Genomic DNA, 22,690 nt, shown 5'->3' on the forward strand with positions numbered 1-22,690 from the left:
ATACTTTATTCTTTCTTTGTTGTTGTGAATGTGGTTGCCTCAAATTAATAAATTGAAGTTTATTGTTTTTATTTCACTTTTGCTTTTAATACTTGATTAAAATCATAACCGCTTGGATTTTGAAAAACCTTTAGACCGAAACAGGGCAGAATGGAATAAAGGTGATCAAAGATATCGCCTTGAATTTGTTCATAGTCGATCCAAACGGTGGTGTTCGTAAAGCAATAGATTTCTAAGGGTAAACCATTTTCTGTAGGAGGTAATTGTCGTGCCATATAGGTCATATTAGGGTTGATGTTTAGATGCTGTTGTAGATAAGCAAAAACATAAGCACGAAAAGTTCCAATGTTGGTTAAACGGCGCGTATTGGCTAAGACATCATGATTTTTATCTAATTGAGCATTCCATTGATCAATTTCTGCTACTTTTTGTGTGAAATAATTTTCTAATAAATTAAATCGGGAAAGATATTTTTGTTCTTCTTTTGTGAGAAAATGGATACTTGATTGATCAATAAAAAGAGAGCGTTTGATGCGTCTGCCACCCGATTCTTGCATTCCACGCCAATTTTTAAAAGGGTCGGTCACAAGTTTACGGATAGGAACTGAGGTGATGGTGTTGTCGAAATTTTGAACTTTAACAGTATGCAAGGCAATTTCAATAACATCACCATCGGCACCGAGATTGGGGATTTCAATCCAATCCCCAACACGAACCATATCAGTGGATGAAATTTGAATACCGGCAACGAGAGAAAGAAGCGTATCTTGAAAAATTAACATGAGAACCGCGGCCATTGCACCAAGACCGGAGAAGAGAATAAGAGGGGAGCGGTCAATCAATGTCGCGACCATTAAAATTGTTGCAACAGCAAAAAGTGCAATTTTAGCAATTTGAATATAACCTTTTATTGGTTTTAGTCGTGCTGTTGGTCGTTGTTCGTAAAGGATGTTAATGACATTGAGACAGGAAGAAATTGTCAGGACGACAAAGAAGATAATGAAGGCGTTGGCAACATTACTGATGACAGTGCTAAATGCATCGGGCAATGTTGAGATAAAATTAACACCAATTGAAAGAATAAAAGCTGAAATGATATCCGCTATGTATTGAATAGCATTATTAATATCGATCGTTGTATTTTGGGGGAGAAAAGAAGAGAGTTTTTTTGCTCCGTGAATAAGTAATTTTCGTCCTAGAAAGTTCACTAAAAGGGCAGCTATAGTAAGAATAACAAGCCAAGAAATAGCCTCTAACCACGGATATTGAGCAATAAATTCGATCACTTTTTATTCTCCATTTCTAAAAATATATGCAGTTGAGGATTTAAAATTTTACAACTGCTTAAGAGGAAGTATTGGAATTATGCTCTAAAGTCGTTAAATATGCAAAAAAGAATTTTCAAACTCTGTGAGAGATAATGCGTTTTCCGCCCGATTTCCTTAATGAACTGCGTACGAGACTCCCAATTTCAACAGTGATTGGGCAACGGGTGGATTTTGATCCTCGAAAAAGTAAGCCTTCACGGGGAGACTTTTGGTGTTGTTGTCCATTTCATGGTGAAAAAACGCCAAGTTTTCATTGTGATGATCATAAAGGGCGCTATTATTGTTTTGGTTGTGGTGTAAGTGGAGATATTTTTACCTTTTTGTGTGAGCTTGATGGATTGCACTTTTCAGAAAGTGTAGAGCGTTTGGCTGATTTTGCGGGAATGAAACTCCCTATTTTGGATTCACAAAGTCATAAACGTCAACTGGAAAAAGCTGACCTTTATGATGTGATGAAAATTGCCACAGATTTTTTTCAATATAATTTACGCGATAAAGGAGGTATACAAGCACGTCGTTATCTGGATGCACGTGGTGTTACACCAGAGCTTGTAGAGCGTTTCCGCATTGGTTTTGCACCGGTAAGGCGTACGGCTTTGAAAGAAGCTTTAGGTACACGGGGCATTTCAATAAAGCAAATGGAAGAATGTGGGCTTCTCTCAGTGCATGAGGAGAGCGCGGATTCTTATGACCGATTTAGAAATCGCATTATGTTTCCTATAGAAGATTTGCGTGGACGTGTGGTGGCTTTCGGAGGGCGTGCATTAGAGAAAGAGACACGAGCAAAATATCTCAATAGCCCTGAAACAGTGCTGTTTCATAAAGGAAATATACTTTATAACGCGGCAGCAGCTCGCAAAAATAGTCGCTTTGTTGGCGATGAAAAAATTCATTCACTCCTTGTTGTTGAGGGGTATATGGATGTCATTGCATTGACTAAAGCTGGTTTTGAAGGAGTTGTAGCACCCTTAGGGACAGCATTAACGGAAGCGCAAATTGAGCTTTTATGGCAGATGGGGAAGGAACCTATTTTGTGTTTTGATGGTGATGATGCTGGTTTAAAAGCTGCTTTTCGTGTTGCTGATCGTGTGTTGCCTCTTTTAAAGGCTGGGGTTTGTGTACGCTTTGTTTTGTTGCCACAAGGGAAAGATCCTGATGAAATTGTTTGTGCTGGTGGAGCACAGCTTTTTTCTTCTTTTTTGCAAAAAGCTATTCCTTTGAGTGAGCTTTTATGGTGGCGTGCTACCTATGGAAAGCATTTTGAAATTCCAGAGGCACGAGCAGCGCTAGAAAAACAACTAAAACAACAAATTTTTACGATTAAGGATGAAGATGTCCGTCGTTATTATTTGCAAGATGTAAAAAAACGCCTTTTTGATTTTTTTCGTCCCTCTTTTTCAAAACAAAAGGGGGAAGGGCGATATGGTCAATCTTCACCAAATAGGACCTTTAAAGATCAAACCTTTTCTCTGTTAGCAAATTCTGAAATAGTACGAAATTCTTCGCAATCTATCCCTTTGCGTGAAGCAGTCATTTTACTCACTTTAGCTTACTATCCTGAGTTGTGGTATGAAAATTTTGAAATTCTTTCTGAGTTAGAATTAAAAAATACTCAATTGATAATTTTTCATCAAGCTATGTTGGAAATTCTTGGGGACCAACAGCTTCATGATAAAGAGACGATGGTTGCGTTCTTAGAAAAAAGAGGGCAAAAGGCTCTGTTAGAGCGTATGAAACATCTTGTGCAAAATATTGGTATGCGTATTATTCCTGGTGGAGCCCCTATAGAAGATGCGCGTGCTATATTAAAACAAGCTGTCTACTTGCATCTTCAAGAACACCACCTACATAAGAGGTTACAGGATATTGAAGAGCAACTTGTAGAAAATCCTAAGAGTGAGGTTTTTGATCTGCTTCGTGAGGTAAAAAATGAGCTGGAGCAGATGCAGGCAACAGAAGCGTTAATTGAAGGATTTGGAAGTTGGTTGGATGAAAAAATAGACGGGAATACACAAGATACGATAAAATGATTCGCTTTTTTAATGCGAATCAGTCACTTAAATTTTAGATGAGGAAGTTTATGTGGAGTGACATTTTTATAAAGATGACAATTAAATTTTAGGAAAAGCGGGTAAATTTTAGGAAAAGCGGGAAATTGGTTCTTACGATAGGGTGCAGAGATTATCTCAGAAGGGCTGAGAGGTGTCGGGGAAACTTCTGGAGTTTTCCCGCGTTTTTGTCTGGATGTCAAGTTTGTCTGGATGTCAGGGCGTATACAAAATGTATTCTTTCCAATGGTAATCTCTTAACAGGAAGTATATATGAGTAACTATTGGTAGATTTTAGTGAGAACAAAAAAACTGGTCACATGGAAACTATGGTTACATGGAAACTGTGAAGTGATCGAGTGGAGTTATGGTATGGCAACAAAGGTTAAACAGAAAGATAATGCAGAAGTAACAAACCAAGCGAGTTTGGATAGTCCTCTTCTTGATTTTTCTGATGATGCCATCAAGAAAATGATTAAACTTGCCAAAAAAAATGGTTACGTAACAATGGATGAACTCAATGCAGTTCTTCCTTCTGACGAGGTTACATCCGAACAAATTGAAGATATCTTGGCGATGTTCTCTGAGATGGGGGTTAATGTTGTGGATGATGAGGATGAAGTCGAGTCTGAAAATTATGAAGAAGAAGTTACGGTAGAGGGGGGGGATTTAGTAGAAGCCTCTAGCCACGCAATTGCAACGACAACGAATAAACGCGAAGTAACAGATCGTACGGATGATCCGGTGCGTATGTATTTGCGTGAGATGGGAGCTGTTGAGCTTCTTTCGCGGGAAGGCGAAATTGCCATTGCTAAGCGTATTGAAGCAGGGCGTGAGACAATGATTGCGGGACTTTGTGAGAGTCCTTTGACTTTTCAGGCTCTTATTATCTGGCGTGACGAGTTAAAAGAGCAGCGTATTCTTCTTCGTGAAATTATTGATCTTGAAACGACTTATGCTGGTCCAGAAGCAAAGCAGGCTCCTGTTATTGAGCGAAGTGAAGTTGATAAGACCGTAGAAGAAAAAATGTCTTCTGGTATACGTAATATGGGGGAGAGCGCAGGAGAGAGAAACATTGAAGACGATGATGAAGAGGACGAGGACGATGTTAACTTATCGCTTGCTGCAATGGAAAATGAACTTTGTCCTCAAGTTATGGAAACATTGGATTTTATTGCTCAAACCTATGTGAAATTACGAAAATTACAAGATCAGCATGTTGAAAGCAGTTTGGCAGAGCGTAAAGAGGGGGCTCTTACATCTTCTCAGAAGAAGAAATATATTCAATTAAAGGGTGAGTTGATTCAAGCAGTAAAATCCCTTTCTTTAAACCAAAATCGTATCGAAGCTTTGGTTGAACAGCTTTATGACATTAATAAGAGATTGATTCATAATGAAGGTAAGCTGAAACGGATTGCCAATAGCTATGGCATTGGCCATGAGGACTTTTTAAAAGAATACCAAGGGCGTGAATTGGACGCGGATTGGATGAATTATATTTCTGCTTTGCCTACACCTGGTTGGAAAGAGTTTTCGGTGCGTGAAGCAAAAGAAATCCAAAAACTGCGAAGTGAAATACAAAATCTTGCGCAAGAAACGGCTATTTCGATTGGTGAATTTCGTCGGATTGTTATGCAGGTGCAGAAAGGTGAACGCGAATCAACAATTGCGAAAAAAGAGATGGTAGAATCTAATTTGCGTCTTGTCATTTCAATTGCAAAAAAATACACCAATCGTGGTTTGCAGTTTCTTGATCTTATTCAAGAGGGCAATATCGGTTTGATGAAGGCTGTGGATAAGTTTGAATATCGGCGCGGCTACAAATTTTCAACTTATGCAACATGGTGGATTCGTCAAGCTATTACACGTTCAATTGCTGATCAGGCACGTACAATTCGTATTCCTGTTCATATGATTGAAACAATTAATAAAATCGTTCGTACCTCGCGTCAGATTCTCCATGAAATTGGACGAGAACCAACACCAGAAGAATTATCTAGCAAGCTTTCTATGCCGTTAGAAAAAGTACGAAAAGTTCTTAAAATTGCAAAAGAACCTATTTCTCTCGAAACGCCTGTTGGTGATGAAGATGATTCCCATTTGGGTGATTTTATTGAGGATAGGAATGCGTTATTACCAATTGATGCAGCTATCCAAGCTAATCTGCGAGATACGACAACACGCGTTCTTGCTTCATTAACACCACGAGAAGAACGTGTTTTGCGGATGCGTTTTGGAATAGGGATGAATACCGATCACACATTGGAAGAAGTGGGACAGCAGTTCTCAGTTACAAGAGAGCGTATTCGTCAGATTGAAGCAAAGGCACTTCGTAAATTAAAACATCCTAGCCGTTCACGAAAATTGCGCAGTTTTCTCGATTCTTAAATAAAGGAATTCGTGTGCATTTTAATAACTTCCTCCTTCTTCTTAATGAAGGGGGAGGTGCGTCACGTTGTACTTGGATGCTTTCTTGAGAAAAACATAGGAAGAATTTGAACAATCTAGAAAGTTTTCGATGTTTAATGTTTTTCTTAGCTTTGGGGCTTTATACTTCTCTGTCTCAGAAGAATAGATATAGGGCAAAGGGTGGTTATGGAGTAGAGAGTAGGGGAGCTTTCAAGAAATGAACGATAAAAACATTACCTTGCGTATAGCGCGGCTCGTTTTTAAGAAATGAGATCTATTAGGAATAAACTTATATTGCAACATACGGACTTTTTGATGAAAAATGTATATTCTTTGCGGAATTTTTCTATCATTTTAGGTGACGCATTTTACTCTTTGTCAGTTTATAAAGAGATGTTTCAATAGGTTACGTTCATTTATATACGCTATTTTTTGAATATTCTCTTTTATTCAGATAGCTTTTAAGAACATGGTTTAAAGTATACATTGAGTTGAATCTTTTTAAGAGACAGAAATAGATAAAATTATAGAAATTAAACGTTTCATTTTTTATAGATCGTCTTAATTAAAAAAGGTGTGTCTGAGTTTATGAGTGGAGAACTTCCCTTTTGGAAAGTAAAAAAATTAGAAGAGATTTCCATTTCTGAGTGGGAGAGCCTTTGTGATGGCTGTGGCCGTTGTTGTCTCCATAAAGTTGAGGACGATGATACGGGTGACCTTTATGCAACCAGTATTGCTTGTCGTCTTTTAGATGGGGAAACCTGCAGGTGTCGAGATTATGCTCATCGTAAATCAATTGTACCAGATTGTATATCGCTAGATATTACGACAGTTAAAACAGCGCGTTGGCTTCCAGAAAGTTGTGCTTATAGATTAATTTATGAGGGAAAAGATCTTCATTGGTGGCATCCATTGGTATCAGGAGATTGTCAGACGGTACATACAGCGCATATTTCTGCACGCGGACAAATAGAGATTTACGAAGACGAATTATTATCTGAGGAAGATTATCTTTATCACATTACTGGTCTTCTACGTGAAGGCCAGTAATATGATTTTTTATACAACTTGTTTGTGACTTAATCGATCGCAAAGACTACAGTGACGCTCACGTTATAATTTAATTCACCACCTGCAAAATTTGTATTTGCGTAGCTTACATCTGCTGCTCTACTCATGAGACGTGGTGTTGGGTGATAGTAATCATCCTTTTCATTGATTTCAATAATTTTTCCTAATTTTAAATCGGCTGCTTGCGCTATCGTTTGCGCTTTTTCAATGGCTTCAGTAATGGCTTTTTTACGTGCTGCTTGATAAAATGGCTTTGTATCTGCGTTGGTAAAAGTAATGCCGTTAACTGAATTAACACCTAGTGTCATCGCTTGATCAAAGATTTTACCAGCATTGGTAAGATCACGAATGCGCACGGTTAAAGAATTTGAAACATGATAGAGTTTTTCATTATTCTTTTTTTCGTGGTGTTTATCAGAGGTTGACTGATAAATGGATAAGCCTGATGTTTGCAAATCATTTGCTTGGATGCCATTGTTTTTAAAAGCGTTTATAATATCATTGATGGATTGATTATTGGAAGCTAATGCCTTTTGGGCAGTTTTGTCATAGGTAACAACGGCTAGATTAATAATGGCCATATCCGGTGCTGCTTGACTTTCTCCGATTGCTGTCACTGTAATCGTTGCATTTTTCATTTTATTTTCTTCAGCATAAGCACGTACAGTCAACGATGTGGCTAAGAGTGTAAATGCTAATATAACTGTTTTAACCAGAGAACTCTTCAGTGGTTGAATTTTCTTTTCTATCATATCTATACCTTTATATTTGTCAGTTAATTATTCTCTCATTTTTAAGAGTTTTTGTAAAGAAATTAGAGCACTGAAAAAAAAACCAATAGAAAAGAGAAAAAGATGGGTTATAATCTTTGTCAGCTCTTGTATCATAGGGCATTTTAGTTTAGAGAGAAACAACCTATTTAGGGCCTGTAGCTCAATTGGTTAGAGCCAGCGGCTCATAACCGCTTGGTTGGGGGTTCGAGTCCCTCCGGGCCCACCAATAGGGAAATGTACAATAGAAAAATGGATCGCTTATATAAAAGTTTTGAGATTCTACCTTTTTCGTTTTTTATTTATTTTCCTGTTTGTTTTAGAAGCTTTTGGTCGTTGTTTGTTGCAGTTTTTTCTCTCAGTCGCTTTAATATGATGGTATGTTTTCTTAGTCTCATCAAAGAAGTTCTCTCATTTGCAACCTTTTAGCATTTGGATTAACTGATATGGGGCGCTATTTACTTTCTTAATTCATATACTGTTTTGTACTTTTTCTATATGGTGTTCTTCATAAAATAGAAGGCTAAAAGCTTCATTGGATAAGTTTATTTATACTTGTTCTGCAAATAAACAGACCTCAATAAAACCAATTTTAAAGATTGTACCTGTTCAGAACAAATGGCTCAAAAAACATTTAGTGTAAATTTGCTTTTTTCTAAGTGATGTTAATGTCTTTTAGACGTTCGAATAGCATCATTGTGATGAAAGGTTAGTGTATAAGAGAATGTGATCTATGGGCATTCATATGTATCATGGGGCAACGATGATAACATTCGTTGATATTTTCTTTTTCCCAAGAAAGGAATTCTATTTAATATCTTGAGAAATATTGTTCATAGTGACGGTGGCGTGTTTTTTGAAAAGAATTTTATTAATTGTTCTTTGAAAAGTCAATTGAGTGATTGTTTCTATCGCTTTGCATCATCCAGATTCTATTGTAATAAGCATTTTATTATTCTGTAAGAAATGTTTTCTATGATATTGGAAAATTTGTTAAAATGCCATTTTCTGTTTTTGTGTATTTTTTGCTTAATGTTTAAATTATAGAGTTTTCATGTGATCCGAATTATTATTGAAGAGCAGATGTCTTTTTTGATTTTACTCTGATAAGGAATTGGCAATATTGCGGTAACCCTAGCACTTTTTTGTATTGCTAACATTTTTCTCGTATTGATCGTATAGAGAGTTTTATCTTTATTATGAGTTTTTTCTCTTATGAAAAATTATTGGCAGGGAGGGTGTTTTTTTGGAAAAGTATACTTCTTCTTCAAAGTCATACTTTTAAAATATAATTCGTCATTTGCATAAGGGAATTTCTCTCTTGTTGTAAATCTATATAAAATTTACGTACAAAGATTGTGCGTGGTGATTCGTTTTATTTTTTTGATAGTATCATTTTTGCTTATGATAGAGACTTATATTAGTATTTACAAGGTGCGTTTAGAGGGGAGGTTACCTGTAAATGTGTTACAGAGTTTTAGGTAGTGTGGCTCTGTTTATAAGAATTTATTCCTATAACATTGTTATATTCTCGCTTTGCAATATTGTTAAAAAAACATAGATGGTGCTATGTAGAATAAATTGTGATGTATTTTTTTCAAAAAAGCTTTTTCGTGTTCTCTTATATAGAGTTCAGGAGTGTCTTCAGGGATATTTTCACATTAGTTTTTATTGGTCCGAATCGCAAGATCTGCGTAACATTATTCGCGTTTTTGATAGATTATACCAATTTTCATAAGAAGGTCTGGATCGTGTGATGCTTTCTGTTTCACCATGGTACATGACTAATAGAACTTCATCTGATTTTGTAAAATAAGTTTGTACACAATTGCTTCCATACTGCCTATTGCAAATATTTTTTTCTAAGGTATGAGATATATTTTAAACGCTTTAGCGTTATATAGTGTGACTACATGGAGTATGACTATGAAGAATGATAAAAAATTTGAAACAACTTTATCTGATATTATTGTGAAATGGGAGTCTTTATCGACGTCTCAAAAGCAAGCGATATTGGATAAAGTAGAAAATGCTACAGATTCTGCTCATTCAACAGAACATTTAAGGCTTCAATCTTCTTTTTATCTCCAGACGAAATCAAAGTTATGAGTTTTAAGTCTTCATCGGAGATGTTGAAACCAGTTATTACATATATGGCACTAGCATTTCCCAGTGTATTCAAAATAGCCATGAGTTTATCTACAGAAGGCCTCTTGCCTCCATTTATCATTTGTTGGACGTAATTTTGTCCACAGCCTGCAGCTCTGCTTATTTCAATCATTGTTCGTCCGTCACTTTTTATCAATTCAACTAAGCGTTGGAACCAATCTTTTTCAGTCTTTGTCATTTTTAGACCTTTACATATTTACGCTATAGCGTTAATATTGCGTTGCGAATCCAGAATATATGATACAAGGAGCGTGAAAATATCCATGTGTAGCTCTTCGCTAAGGAAGCATATAGAGTTGTTTTTAACTAATAACAAAATGTCCCCATACACTTTCAGATTCGAATCAATAAAAATGGTTGCTTAGTTCCACGGTTGTGAAAAAGTAAATGTGTATACCAGAAAGGGCGATACACACTCGTATGTTTATGAGATTTCACTATGATAGTATACGTAGCAGCATTATAAATCAAGATATACCCCAACATCAGAATTTGTAAAAAAAATTCTGCGTTGAGGTAGTGTGTGAATATAACGAAGCTTTAGAGCCTTAAGAGATAGGATAATGGCTGTAGAAAAGATGTAAATTGCATAGATAAAGAATACTGATTTCTTCTTTATTGTAATAAATTAGATCACTATCAGATGGTATATCCTATATATGCGTAAAAAAATGGGAAATATCAAAAAAGTGATCTTGGATATTTTATTAAACAGGAAGGTAATCTGATCCACAAAGGTGGTTGTTTGGTAGAATTGTACATTCGATCAATGCCCTTATGGGGATGAATGTGTTTTTATGATGCTGCGGTTTATAATGAAGTCTGTGTTTATAATGATATTGTTATTGATAACAATGCATTAACATATGGTTGTTTAGTTATTCGTAAGAGTTCGCATGTTTATGAAAAATAAGAACTTTATCGTTATTTGAATATGAGTGGAGATGCATATGTTTATGCTAATGCGGTCTTTTTTGATCAAGTTTTGAATGCTCAATGTATTGAATTTTGTGGTGATACTCGTGATTTTAGAAAGGCTCGAGTTTATAATGATGCTTTAGTTTGTGGTGATGTAAAGATTTGTGGGAAGGCAAAATTTTACAGAAATGCTGAGCTTTGTGACACTGAAGATTTTTGTAATAATGAAAAACTTTCATATATAGCCGCATTCCACATGGCGTAAAAAAGGAAGATAGGAACGATTTGGGCAAGGCTTGTATGATTGGATTGCGTCGTTAGTTTTATTTGACGTTCCTTATTTTTTGTATTTTGTGTCAATAAATGTGTCGCAAATAATTGGTGTGAGTGTAGATTTAGCCGCTTTCAGAGATTTGTTTGCGTCATTTATCAATGCTTTAATGGAGAAAATAAGAACGCCGAGAGTGATTGTTCACACTTGGAACATGCAATTTATTGCATTCTTTTTTTGATTGAGGATGAAACAAATTGGTCAAGATCATCACTTGAGCGACAATTAAGGGAGATCCAAATGAGTGTAAACGAAATTTTATTGGGAGCAATGATTGTTGTTTTGTTGTGCAGCGGGGTTATATTTCGATTTTCTTTATATTATCGCAGTCAAGTGAAAATTTTAAAAGAGGAATCTAGAAGAATAAAGCATGAGTTTTTAAGAGATTCTATGAAGATGACTGAAGAACGAGATAGGGCTATTAGAGAGCAAAGTATGGTGATTAAAAGACGCGACCAAGCAATTGAAAAACTGAAAAAACAAATTAAGCAATATGAAAAAAATGAAAAGAAATATAAAAAAATGCTTAAATCTGAAGATGATAAAGAGTGATTGTATTCATATTTTGCATTAAAGGGTTTGGAAATGTGTTAGGAAGATTGGAATGACGAGAGAGATAAACTTTAATGAAGCCAATTATGGTGCTGATGGAGAGATTGTATTGGAAGAGAATATTCAAGTTTACTCTGATTTTATGACAACATTTAAGGTTATAAGACAGAGCGTCGTTGATCATAAAATAAGAGTTTATGATGATAAACCAGTTTATAGGTAGGCTAGTTATTAAAAAGCGCGTCTATACAATCCAGCAATTTTATATTATTGCTGGAAACAGTTTTGCACGTTCTTTTTAGATGTAAGGTATAAATGCTACGATAGTTTCAGCTAATAGGTATAAAAAATTGCATGATAATAGAAAGAAAGAGATATTTGCTTTTTATGAAGATGAAATGGGTAAGTCAGTTATGATTATCAGATACAGAAGAGGAATATGAACGTAAAAGATATTAATATCTTTTAGAGTAAATATATTTCTCATTGATGATTTATCTTCTCTTCATGTGCGTTTATTTTTTATGAAAAATACAAAACTTAAGAGATTTTCTTTTTGATAAAGGCTATAGAGATTTGAGTATGATTGAAAATAAACATATAATCTGTAAGAATATGAATGTTCTTTGTGAGTGTCAGAAATAATACAAAAACTTCCTCTCATTGAGGGCAAATCAATCACTTTTCATTTGTCACAAAAGCAACTACCATACCATTATACAAAATAAACGCTTGTTTTAATGGTAAAGAACGTTAGGACTGTAGTTCTCTAATAAGAGCCTTATGTGTAATTTCTTTTATTTGCTCAATATTGATTAGGATATCTTGTTTTGTTGGATAACCTTTACTAGAAAAAGCAATTTTTTGTGCATCTCCTGAGATTAAACGCCAGTACCATTGATTGTGAACTCCTTGAAACACCTCAAAATACATGCTTCCCACCTCATAAAATAGCTGATAATTTTCAGGATAAATATTTAACTAATCCGCTTGTAAACATTAATGTATGTCTCTCTAGGAAGTCGTCAATATATTCCCCTTAAATTTTCTGACCTTAAAAAATAATTTCTATGAGAGCTATTATTCTTTTAACAAGAAAAAATTTATTGTCAATAAGATGTGAATGAGAATTTCATACTATAAAATTATTGTTTTTAATTTAAAGACACTATACTTTCATTTACAACGCAAATATTTTTCTGTCGTTACAGAAATAAAGTTTATAAATTATATAAAACTTCACCAGCACGGATAAAGTAAAAAAATACTTCTTTCCATACTGGTGTTTAATCATTTCTTGCTTTTTCTTTTGAAATAGACGTTTATTGATTAGCTATAACCTCTTTTTGGGATACGCTTCGAATGAGTAAATCAATGAATAAGCTAAGGGTATAAGAATTGGCCATTTTAGCTTTCATATCGATAAGAGAGGTTGTAGTTTTAGGGTTAAAACCATTTGATAAACCTTGTCTTGACAAATATTGCTGCAATTTTTCATAAGAACTGTCGATTTTTTCTTGATTTAGTTTTTCGTTACGATCACTATCGGCAAGTGTTTCTTCCAGTCCCTCGATTTTTTTAATAAAATAATTCCAGTCAAAATCACCTTTTGTATATTCGGTGTCAAACATTTTTCCTTGTCCAGTTAAAAGCCAATTAATATTGACACCATATAACGTGCGGTATGTTTGTAAGACACTAAGATTGGGTTCTCTCTCTCCACGCTCATAAAAAGCAATGGAATTTTTTGTCATGCTAAAACTTTTAGCTAAGGTTTCACGTGATGGATCGCCTAAAGCAAGACGTACATAACGTAAACGTTTTCCAAATATGGTTTTTGATTCAGTTTCAGGACGTGCCACGAATTATCTCCCTCGGTAAATCATCATGGTATAAATCATTAAATAATAAAAGCACACTATGTATTAATATTCTATGATATAATGTCAATATTATAGCTTTAATTTCTTGTTATTTTTTTATTTGTGTAGATAGAAAGCAATCTTGCACTTATTGTATTGACAATTGATATTCACTTCAAAACAAAATTCCTTGTTGCTACATTTGTCTCTTGCTTTTTTTGAGAGAATTTTCATGTAACTTTACCATATATATTCTATACACCTCTGCATTAATAGATGCAACTTTAAAGAGATGCAAACTTTGGATTGGTACTGGGTGTGCTTAGATGAAGTAGAAAATAAACTTTGAGGAATGATCATGGCCCTATTACGCTATTTTGGGTTTGCTTTTTTTTTCACGATTATTGGTGTCTTTTTAGGAGGGGTTATTGGTTGGTTTGAAACGGAAAGTATTACTGGTTTTCTTAAATATTTTTTTATTTGCTTTGTTTTAGGAATTTTGGAAATTTCTTTATCTTTTGATAATTCTATTATCAATGCGCGTGTTCTTAGTAGAATGAGTCCATTGTGGCGTCGTCGTTTTCTTATATGGGGCATTTTGATAGCTGTATTTGGGATGAGAATTGTTTTTCCATTATTGGTGGTTGTCGTTGCTGTTGGGATTAATCCAATTGCGGCAGTCAAATTAGCGATATGGGAACCACATCGATATGCTGAAGTTTTAACCGATGCGCATATGGGGATTGCTGCTTTTGGAGGAACTTTCCTTATGATGGTTGGCTTAAAATATTTTTTTGATTCTGAAAAAGAAGTACATTGGCTTAATGTTATAGAGAGACCTGCTCAAAAGTTTGGGGCACTTGTTGGAATTGATATTGCAATTGTTTTGATTTTGATCTTATTTGTTTCAGCTCAGATTGATGCAGAAAATAAAATAACTTTTTTATTGGCAGCACTTTATGGACTTTTGACCTTTATCGGTGTTGAAGTTGTCGGTCATCTCTTGGATACTCCTCAAAAGACTTTAACAACAGTAGCTCACGGGGGAGTAGGGGCGTTTCTTTATTTAGAAGTTCTTGATGCTAGTTTTTCTTTCGATGGCGTGGTTGGTGCTTTTGCCTTTTCACACAACCTTTTTATTATTGCGATAGGTCTTGGTATCGGAGCATTTTACGTTCGTTCTATGACAATTATGTTGGTTGAATCAGGAACATTATTGCATTATCGTTATTTAGAGCATGGTGCTTTTTATGCAATTCTAGTTCTTGCAGTGATTATGTATCTGCAAACGATTATATCGGTTCCTGAAGTTTTAACAGGACTTGTGGGAGTCTGTATTATTGGAATGGCATTATATTCTTCGATTCGTTTTAAGCATCGTCAATTAGATAAACATGTTGTATCTAAGTAATGGAGATTTCTTTCTTTTTCACACTTTTGTTTATCGCATATCTTTGAATAGAAAGAGGTCTTTTATGCAAAATAAAATACTATTTTATTGCTTATTTGCGTTTTTTTAAAGTTGAGTTCATTGCATGATACTACCCATGAAGCCAATAATGTACAATCTCTAGGATACTTTTTGACCTAAATATAAGATAGAAAGCTGATGTTATACTTTTTACCAGCTTTCAATACTATGACAAACTTTTGCATTAATGGTTCATAAGAGGCCTTTTTGCATGTTTTTTTGAACGATTTCTATTCATACATTGGATTCTCTTTGTAACGTGTAAGAGAATGGTTTTGAAACAGGTTTGAAATGAGAGAATTTACGATATTCTGGACTCTTACTTAAATATGTGCAAAATGATTTATCCTTTATAAATCAGTTTATTATAATGGTAGATTAGAGAAGGATCTTTTAAGAGACCATTAAAAGTTCTATACCGGCTTCGTTCATTGTTTTAAGCATAGTGTTTAGTGATCCGTTTACATCAATACCAGCACAGGCATTTAATGAAACACTGACTTTAAAACCGCATTGCATAGCGTGAAGAGCAGAAAATCCGACACAAAAATCAGTTGCTAAGCCACACATAATGAGCTTAGTAAAACCATGTTCTTTAAGATAAACTTGTAAACCTGTTGGTGTTTTTTGATCATTTTCAAGAAAAGCAGAATAGCTATCCATTTTTTGATTATAGCCTTTTCTAAGGATAAGTTGTGCCTTTTCTACTCTAAGAGATGGATGGAATTCTGCTCCTTGTGTTCCTCGTATGCAATGATCAGGCCAAAGTATTTGAGGACCATAGTCAAGAATGACTGTATCATAGGGCTTTTTTTCAGGATAGCAGGAAGCAAAGCTGCAATGGTTTTTGGGATGCCAGTCTTGGGTTAAGATAACGTGGTCAAAATGATTTATGAGATTATTGACGGCGGGTAAAATAGCATCACCTTGAGGTACGGCAAGTGCTCCACCTAGTAAGAAGTCATTTTGAACATCAATGACGATTAAGGCTTTTTTTTCCATAAATATATTCCTATACGAGATGAGCTTTTATCGTATTTTTAAAAAGCTATATGTCGTCTTGAAGTTTTGAAATGATGTGCTGGATATTGATATTATTTTTATAATTATCAAGCCAAAAGAGGGGGATGGATAAGTTTTTACAATTGGCTTTATAGTTTTTTACGAATTGTAACCACGTACCAATGGGAAGGGCACTGTATTCATTTGTTGCTACGTGTTGATGCAAAGCTTTCATGATCATTGGGCTTGGGACGTCAGATCCCATAAGGCGGCGGTCGTTTTGTAAACGTAATTTAAGCCATATCAAGGCAAGGGGTGAAGTCCATTGCTTTCCGTAGCAAAAAATCGATGAAAAAAGAGAAGGATTTTTTACTGCGTAATATAAAGCCCATAAAGCGAGAAAAGAAGGCGCATAGAGAATTGCTTTTCTTTGTGGTACCATATTACATTGATAGGTTGGTTTAATACGATAAAAATATAATGTTATATCTGGTATGGAAAAGAGAGGCAATGTTTGATAACAGGTTTCAGGTACAGCTAAAAAGATTTGCTTTTTGCTCTTTAGGGGGATGTTTTTTTGCATTCAGGACCATACTGGGGCTTGTGAGATTAGAAAAAATGTACCAATATAAAGCGAAAGCTTTTGATACGACGTAAGTGCTATTTACTGTACAGTTTCAAAAAGCAAAAGCAGTTTTTTCAAAATCCTAATCTTTAATATCGCATAATATAAAGAGAAATTTATGGCACGTCAATTTATCTATCATATGGCTGGGCTTAACAAGTCTTACGGCAATAAAAAAGTTCTAGAAAATATTCATTTGTCTTTTTATCCAGATGCGAAGATCGGTATTTTAGGGCCGAATGGTGCAGGGAAGTCAACTATTTTACGTATTATGGCTGGGCTAGATAAGGAATATACGGGAGAAGCATGGATTTCTGAAGGAGCACGCTGTGGTTATCTACCACAAGAACCTTTGCTTGATGCGAGCAAAGATGTGCGTGGTAATGTGATGGAAGGTGTTGCAGATAAACAGGAAATTCTTGAGCGTTATAACGAATTGATGATGAATTATAGCGAGGAAACGGCTGATGAAAGCGCACAGCTTCAGGACATTATTGACAGTCAGAATCTTTGGGATTTAGAAAGTCAAGTGGAAATGGCTATGGCTGCTCTTGGCTGTCCGCCAGCCGATGGGGATGTAACAAAACTTTCGGGTGGTGAGAAGCGGCGTGTTGCACTTTGTAAATTGCTTTTGTCAAAACCTGATTTATTACTTTTGGATGAACCGACAAACCATTTAGATGCTGAAACGACGGCTTGGCTTGAGAGGCATCTACGTGAATATCCTGGGGCTGTGCTTTTGATAACCCATGATCGTTATTTTCTCGACAATGTAACGGGTTGGATTTTAGAATTAGATCGCGGTAGAGGTATTCCTTATGAGGGGAACTATTCTGCTTATTTGGGGGCTAAAGCCAAGCGTTTGGCTCAGGAAGGCCGTGAAGAGGCAGCGCGTCAACGTGCTTTATCACGTGAGCAAGAATGGATCGCTTCTAGTCCAAAAGGGCGACAAGCAAAGTCAAAAGCTCGGATTAAGGCTTATGATGAGTTGGTTCAAGCAGCACGTGAGCGCCGTCCTGGAGAGGCGCAAATCATTATTCCTATTGGAGAAAGGTTAGGACAAGTTGTTATTGAGGTTGATAATCTCTCTAAAGCTTATGGTGAACGTGTATTGATTGATTCTCTTTCTTTTAAACTTCCTGCTGGTGGCATTGTCGGCGTTATTGGGGCCAATGGTATGGGAAAGTCGACCTTGTTTAAAATGTTGACGGGACAGGAAAAGCCCGATTCAGGTCAGATACGTATCGGTGAAACAGTTCACATGAGTTATGTGGATCAGAGTCGCGATTCCTTGGTGGGGGATAAAACTGTTTGGGAGGAAATTTCTGGTGGAAATGACATTATTAAATTAGGCAAATATGAGATGAATAGCCGCGCTTATTGCGGGGCTTTTAATTTCAAGGGGGCAGATCAGCAGCAGAAGGTGGCAAATTTATCAGGAGGGCAGCGCAATCGCGTACATTTGGCGAAACTTCTAAAAGAGGGGGGGAATGTGCTTCTTCTTGATGAACCGACAAATGATCTTGATACTGAAACATTGGGTGCATTGGAAGATGCATTGGAAAATTTCGCTGGTTGTGCAGTTATCATATCGCATGATCGTATGTTTCTTGATCGATTGGCAACACATATTTTAGCCTTTGAAGGTGATGGTCATGTAGAATGGTTTGAAGGTAATTTTGCTGAATATGAGGCTGATAAAGTTCGTCGTCTTGGGGCGGAATCTCTTAATCCTAAGCATGCAAATTATAAACCTCTTACACGCTAGAATTTTTTATCTTATCGCAACTTTGTTAGAATAATAGTGTATTTTATTGCGTTTGTTATTTCATAAATAAAGTGTGTGTGTACTCTGTGGGAGTTTTTATTCATTGAAAAGAGTAAGAGACACTTTATGAAATTATGACCTAAATAGGGTTATTTTACTCATGATATATAACCGGTTATTTTTTGTAAAACTGCAATGAAAAGGAGGGGATGGAGCGTATAGTATTACTTCTACAAATGCCTTGGTCATTGAGCATTATCATCTTTACTTAATAAAAATGCAAGCTGGCATTATCATGTTATTTTTTCTCAATAGTATGCAGTTCTTGTTTTTAGGTGGGCATAAAAGGTATTTTTATCCATCTGTCCCCTCCGTTTATGAGCTGTAAGAGAATGATTTGGATTGATTTATCATGAATAGATTTGAAATGAGAAAAATCTACGGTATTCCGGTTTTTTATTCAAGTTAAAAATGAATTATTATTATAAATCAATGTATTCTCATTATAACGAGAAGCAGGGAGATAAGATCTGTTCGTTTTTTACATTAGCCTATTTTTTTCATAGTATGATAAAATAGAGAGAACAAAATAGATGAGAATATGCGTTGTATGCTTGACTTTTTTTCCTATAAACAAATGTTTATAGGAATGTTTAGGGGATAATTATGAAAAAAAGTGCAAGTTTAGATGCAATGATTGTGCTGCTGAAAGCGGTCGCAGAAGTAAGCCATTTACGTGTTCTTAGGCTCTTACATCATGAAGATTTAACAATTCCTGATTTTATTTTTATTCTTGATCAGTCGCAAGCGTGTATATCACGATATTTACGTTTATTGTACGAAGCACGATTGATTGAGCGTTATCAGAAGGGGGATAGCCTTTATTTTAAGCTTTGTCATGATTTTTGGGGTAAAGACATTGTGATAGGTATTCTTTCGGCTTTGCCAAAGGATGATGTGTTGTTAGCGCATGATTTAGAACGTTTGAAGGATGTTAAAAAGCAGCGTCAAAAAACGAGGAAGAAGCATTTCTTACAAAATGCGTTGCAACGGGATGTATTACGGTCATCCTATATGGCAGATCATGGTGTAGAAAACTCGTTACTTGAAATCATTGGCGATAAACCATTTCAGACGATGTTGAATATTGGAAGAGGTGGAGACTCTATCTTAAAATTGTTTTCTAATCTTTATACGCATGCGGTTCAAGTTGTGCTTGATAGCAATGTTTTTCACTTGTCTGTTGGAGATACAACTTTTGATTTAGTTATTCTTCATTGGGTTTTACATTTTCTTGAAAATCCTGAAATATTCCTTCATGAGATATCAAGTGTTTTGCGTCCTCATGGCCGTTTATTGATTGTGGATTTTGGTTATCATGAAATTGAGTCTTCATATTCTGATCAAGTGCATATGCGTTTTGGATTTTCGGCTTTACAAATAGAACAATGGCTTAAAAATGCGGGACTTGTTCTAGAACAAACGGTTTGTCTTACTCCTATACAAAATGAAAACAGTGAGGAGGGGATTGCTACGCTTTGGCTTGCTCGTGATCCGCGTTTATTGGTTGACGATATCAAAGATAAACAAGTAGATTTTGCATAAATCGCGTTTGTTAACGTGCTTTATACTCTGATTTTTCTCAAGGAATAGCGTAGAGATAAAACTTTATTCAATCATTGATAAGCTATTGTTTTTTACATTTGTATTATGTTTTTATATGGGAGTATTGGTGTTTTATAGCGGCGTGTAGGCTGTATAATGAAGCACCTTCTATAGAGTTAAGCCTATGAGGATCATTATTTAAGGTGTTATTGATATCATATTTATGTTATTAGCCAATATATTGATTTTAAAAGATCATTGATTTTTTTAGACTCAATAAGAGGTTTAAATACAGGAATGTTGTTTCATTTCAAATTTCCTGTTTCAGAATCCGAAAGAGTCTGTTTGTCTGCTACAAAAGAAGGTATTTATCTTAATGATACCGTTTGTAAAAGAAAATACATCTTCTAAATGTGAGAGCGGCTGCAATATGATATAATGCCGCACAATATAATCATAGTGAAGGCTCATACCTTCATAAATGTCAAAGATGGTGGTGCCCAATAGATCTTAAAATATCTCTTTAAAACAGGTTTTTAGATAAGGAGTACGTTGGAACTTTTAGTGAGGGGTGCAAAAAGATGCTCTAAAAAGACGAAAAAGTAAAAGGGTAAGACAATGCATTATATTCATAAAAATAAGATCGGCGATGATCTAGGGATAGTCTGTGGCTGAAAGTAGGAAAGAAAAGTGTGATATTACACTAAAGTTTCGTATCTCTTTATCATGAGAAGTTATGAAGGTTATTAAATAAGTCCATTGTTTTTGCCAAAAGTATTTTCTTTCTTTTTATGTTTGCCGCTCATCTTATGACGCAGTCCGTGGGTATAGCGTAAAATTGATAGGGCATCATCGTCTTTAGTTTAAGTAAAAGTTGTAAGCCGGCATCATCGTTTTATGTTTTTTATCCATATGCTTCTTCTTGTTTGTGATGTGCTATAGTATGGCTATTCATTAATTCAATAGACGAAGATTTAAAATAAGGGAACCTTACGTTCTTGAGATCTCTCATGTAAATTGTAAAATGATGAGTTATGATTGTAAATCAATGAATTGTTTACGTTAGAAGAACAGATTATAAAAATTTTTGAGCATAGAAACTACTGTGTGTATTATTTTACGGGATCATTTAAATGATAGAGATTAAGAGAAAATGTCTGCATTGATTTCGGTTTATTATGTTAAAATGCGTTAGAGACTGTTGGTTATTGTAAAATGGTTTATCGTTATTTGGAATGACGATGGGGCGTGATTCGAAACAAATACCTTCAGAGCTCTCATTTTTTCATAAGATTAAGCTGTTTAAGTTCCTCATTGATTGTTACATGAGGGATGTAACAATATTTTAATGATCATTTACAGAAATTTTTTATAAAGATAGATAAGATTTTATTTTCTCTAATTTATTGTTTTATTTAAATAATTCATAGCTTTCTTGCAAGAAGATGTTTTCCATTTTTTACGGTTATTTGTGTAAGATTTTAAAAATCTACGTTTTTCTTTTTGTGGTGATTGCTGTTGGAAAAGTGATTCTACTTTTACGTAGTTTGATTTTTATAGGGTGGATACGTAGAAATTACTGTTTTTTTATATGATCATCAGAGTTATGAAAGAAACTATTTAAAAGTTATAATGATCGTAGATTCTAATTGATGCTTCTTGAAATAAAATTGCTTCAAATTGGGTCATTTTGAACTTTTTTTGCCTAAATTTAAACATTTTTAAACAATTTATAATTCTTTTATGTTTTTTTGCGTAGAAGATGATAAGAATTTCTTGTTGTTTAAAGAATTTTATTCCATAGCAAGAATATTGCATCGGCTATCTTAGTGGTTGATGTAAGAGGACAATCGGGGAACCTCCTCCCCCCCCCCGCGTGGATCCCCTAGATTGTCTGGCCTGACTGAGGATTTCCTCAGTCAGGCTTTTTGTAATTATTTTAGGAAATGTAAGGTGTTATTAGGGGGGGAGTGTAAGATCTGTTATTGTTTCGCCTATAGTACCTAAATACATAGAGGGGCGAGTCTTATTGGGCGGATAGTGTTAGCGTATTCATTTTTAATAATTTGATTTTTCTTTATTGAGGCATTGTTGCATGTTATAAGGAGAATCATAAAAGGAAGCTATGTTTGTATTCTGTGATCTTTAGGTAAGAGATAATGGGATCTTTTTCACATCGTATTATTTTTATTTTATTTGTATTTTTTATTTCTGGCGCTGTCTTTTTTGCTTCTCAAAGTAGTGCTGTTTATCAGTTTTTTTCCGGTCGCTCTTCTTTTTCTTCTCAGCAGCTTGATGTAACAGAGGAGGAATTATTAGAGAGATTATCCGTATCTTTTCCAGATATTATCAAGCATCTTTCTAAAATGACCCCTCAACAGCAAGAGTTGTTTATTGCGCAGCTGCGTCGTGATGTAATTGCGCTTGCTTCTAAAAGTGGTCAGAGTCGTGAGCAGGCTCAAAAATCTGGTGAAACTGTTGCTATGGCTCTCTCGAAAGCGATTTCTCGTCCTTCCGTTGCTAATGCTTATTTTTAGCTATTTTTTTAATCGCGCTTTTGGGTTTTATTTTAAGGAGAAAGAGCTTTTCGTGAAATTTTGAAAAGTGCGAGGAGATAATCAATTTGTAAGGTATTAACAAAATTTATCTCTCAAAAGGTAAGCAATTGGAGTATAAGGGTAATGTTGCAATCATTACAGGAGTGATAGAAAGTCTATCAAGGGTATTGGTCCAAGTTAATTGCATTATCAATCGCTACAAT

Annotated in this window: 19 protein-coding genes and 1 tRNA gene; 13 read left to right on the forward strand and 7 right to left on the reverse strand. The window is 35.1% G+C overall.

What is annotated here, in order from left to right; all coding sequences use genetic code 11:
* Positions 1 to 68: 68 nt before the first annotated feature.
* Entirely contained in the window at positions 69 to 1,286 is a 1,218-nt protein-coding gene (locus tag ACFIMA_RS03070; protein ID WP_375673851.1) for a mechanosensitive ion channel family protein, read from the reverse strand.
* Between the two features lie 134 nt (positions 1,287 to 1,420).
* On the opposite strand from ACFIMA_RS03070, the gene dnaG reads away from it, so the two are divergent.
* The 3 genes from dnaG to ACFIMA_RS03085 all read left to right on the forward strand — a co-directional run bounded on the left by dnaG (position 1,421) and on the right by ACFIMA_RS03085 (position 6,835).
* Positions 1,421 to 3,358 carry a DNA primase gene (gene dnaG, locus ACFIMA_RS03075; protein WP_375677918.1) on the forward strand — a complete coding sequence of 646 codons (1,938 nt, stop codon included), beginning with the start codon at positions 1,421 to 1,423 and terminating at the stop codon, positions 3,356 to 3,358.
* 390 nt (positions 3,359 to 3,748) lie between these two features.
* Positions 3,749 to 5,764 (forward strand): RNA polymerase sigma factor RpoD, encoded by a 2,016-nt coding sequence (rpoD, locus tag ACFIMA_RS03080; RefSeq protein WP_375613401.1) that lies wholly within the window; start codon positions 3,749 to 3,751, stop codon positions 5,762 to 5,764.
* A gap of 609 nt (positions 5,765 to 6,373) precedes the next feature.
* The gene (locus ACFIMA_RS03085) at positions 6,374 to 6,835 is read left to right on the forward strand and encodes a YcgN family cysteine cluster protein (RefSeq protein ID WP_375613350.1); all 462 of its coding nucleotides are present in this window, start codon (positions 6,374 to 6,376) and stop codon (positions 6,833 to 6,835) included.
* Positions 6,836 to 6,864: 29 nt separating this feature from the next.
* Here the strand turns inward: ACFIMA_RS03085 and ACFIMA_RS03090 are convergent, their stop codons facing one another.
* Positions 6,865 to 7,608: an SIMPL domain-containing protein gene (locus tag ACFIMA_RS03090; RefSeq protein ID WP_375628797.1), complete on the reverse strand. Its 744-nt coding sequence runs from the start codon at positions 7,606 to 7,608 to the stop codon at positions 6,865 to 6,867.
* Between the two features lie 170 nt (positions 7,609 to 7,778).
* Here ACFIMA_RS03090 and ACFIMA_RS03095 point away from each other — a divergent pair.
* Positions 7,779 to 7,855 (forward strand) — tRNA-Ile (locus ACFIMA_RS03095).
* A gap of 1,697 nt (positions 7,856 to 9,552) precedes the next feature.
* Positions 9,553 to 9,735, forward strand: a complete 183-nt coding sequence (locus ACFIMA_RS03100; RefSeq protein ID WP_375611974.1) for a hypothetical protein — start codon at positions 9,553 to 9,555, stop codon at positions 9,733 to 9,735.
* Here the strand turns inward: ACFIMA_RS03100 and ACFIMA_RS03105 are convergent.
* Positions 9,659 to 9,973 carry a helix-turn-helix domain-containing protein gene (locus tag ACFIMA_RS03105; RefSeq protein WP_007347852.1) on the reverse strand — a complete coding sequence of 105 codons (315 nt, stop codon included), beginning with the start codon at positions 9,971 to 9,973 and terminating at the stop codon, positions 9,659 to 9,661. The two genes, ACFIMA_RS03100 and ACFIMA_RS03105, sit on opposite strands and share 77 nt — an antisense overlap.
* Before the next feature lie 609 nt (positions 9,974 to 10,582).
* Between ACFIMA_RS03105 and ACFIMA_RS03110 the strand changes: the two genes are divergently transcribed.
* From ACFIMA_RS03110 to ACFIMA_RS03125, 4 genes are all read left to right on the forward strand, one after another.
* Positions 10,583 to 10,708, forward strand: coding sequence for a hypothetical protein (locus tag ACFIMA_RS03110; protein ID WP_375693733.1), 126 nt, complete (start codon positions 10,583 to 10,585; stop codon positions 10,706 to 10,708).
* Between the two features lie 15 nt (positions 10,709 to 10,723).
* On the forward strand, positions 10,724 to 10,978 hold the full coding sequence (locus ACFIMA_RS03115; RefSeq protein ID WP_375693101.1) for a hypothetical protein: 255 nt from the start codon (positions 10,724 to 10,726) through the stop codon (positions 10,976 to 10,978).
* A gap of 306 nt (positions 10,979 to 11,284) precedes the next feature.
* Complete coding sequence (locus ACFIMA_RS03120; protein WP_375613354.1) at positions 11,285 to 11,596, forward strand: hypothetical protein; 312 nt, start codon at positions 11,285 to 11,287, stop codon at positions 11,594 to 11,596.
* 52 nt (positions 11,597 to 11,648) lie between these two features.
* Positions 11,649 to 11,819 carry a hypothetical protein gene (locus ACFIMA_RS03125; protein ID WP_375613355.1) on the forward strand — a complete coding sequence of 57 codons (171 nt, stop codon included), beginning with the start codon at positions 11,649 to 11,651 and terminating at the stop codon, positions 11,817 to 11,819.
* A 530-nt stretch (positions 11,820 to 12,349) separates the two neighbouring features.
* Here the strand turns inward: ACFIMA_RS03125 and ACFIMA_RS03130 are convergent.
* Positions 12,350 to 12,529: a DUF1508 domain-containing protein gene (locus tag ACFIMA_RS03130; protein WP_142416545.1), complete on the reverse strand. Its 180-nt coding sequence runs from the start codon at positions 12,527 to 12,529 to the stop codon at positions 12,350 to 12,352.
* A gap of 389 nt (positions 12,530 to 12,918) precedes the next feature.
* Positions 12,919 to 13,458: a helix-turn-helix domain-containing protein gene (locus ACFIMA_RS03135; RefSeq protein WP_375611979.1), complete on the reverse strand. Its 540-nt coding sequence runs from the start codon at positions 13,456 to 13,458 to the stop codon at positions 12,919 to 12,921.
* Between the two features lie 358 nt (positions 13,459 to 13,816).
* On the opposite strand from ACFIMA_RS03135, the gene ACFIMA_RS03140 reads away from it, so the two are divergent.
* On the forward strand, positions 13,817 to 14,869 hold the full coding sequence (locus ACFIMA_RS03140) for a DUF475 domain-containing protein (RefSeq protein ID WP_375613357.1): 1,053 nt from the start codon (positions 13,817 to 13,819) through the stop codon (positions 14,867 to 14,869).
* A 453-nt stretch (positions 14,870 to 15,322) separates the two neighbouring features.
* Here the strand turns inward: ACFIMA_RS03140 and pncA are convergent, their stop codons facing one another.
* On the reverse strand, positions 15,323 to 15,931 hold the full coding sequence (gene pncA / locus ACFIMA_RS03145) for a bifunctional nicotinamidase/pyrazinamidase (protein ID WP_273790795.1): 609 nt from the start codon (positions 15,929 to 15,931) through the stop codon (positions 15,323 to 15,325).
* 46 nt (positions 15,932 to 15,977) lie between these two features.
* Positions 15,978 to 16,514, reverse strand: coding sequence for a hypothetical protein (locus ACFIMA_RS03150; RefSeq protein WP_375613358.1), 537 nt, complete (start codon positions 16,512 to 16,514; stop codon positions 15,978 to 15,980).
* A gap of 160 nt (positions 16,515 to 16,674) precedes the next feature.
* Between ACFIMA_RS03150 and ettA the strand changes: the two genes are divergently transcribed.
* From ettA to ACFIMA_RS03165, 3 genes are all read left to right on the forward strand, one after another.
* Positions 16,675 to 18,324, forward strand: coding sequence for an energy-dependent translational throttle protein EttA (ettA, locus tag ACFIMA_RS03155; RefSeq protein WP_375613359.1), 1,650 nt, complete (start codon positions 16,675 to 16,677; stop codon positions 18,322 to 18,324).
* 666 nt (positions 18,325 to 18,990) lie between these two features.
* Positions 18,991 to 19,929, forward strand: a complete 939-nt coding sequence (locus ACFIMA_RS03160; protein WP_375613360.1) for an ArsR/SmtB family transcription factor — start codon at positions 18,991 to 18,993, stop codon at positions 19,927 to 19,929.
* 2,159 nt (positions 19,930 to 22,088) lie between these two features.
* Positions 22,089 to 22,466: a hypothetical protein gene (locus tag ACFIMA_RS03165; RefSeq protein ID WP_375613361.1), complete on the forward strand. Its 378-nt coding sequence runs from the start codon at positions 22,089 to 22,091 to the stop codon at positions 22,464 to 22,466.
* Positions 22,467 to 22,690: the final 224 nt, after the last annotated feature.

Source organism: Bartonella sp. AP88HLJMH (assembly GCF_042195605.1).
Classification (GTDB): Bacteria; Pseudomonadota; Alphaproteobacteria; order Rhizobiales; family Rhizobiaceae; genus Bartonella.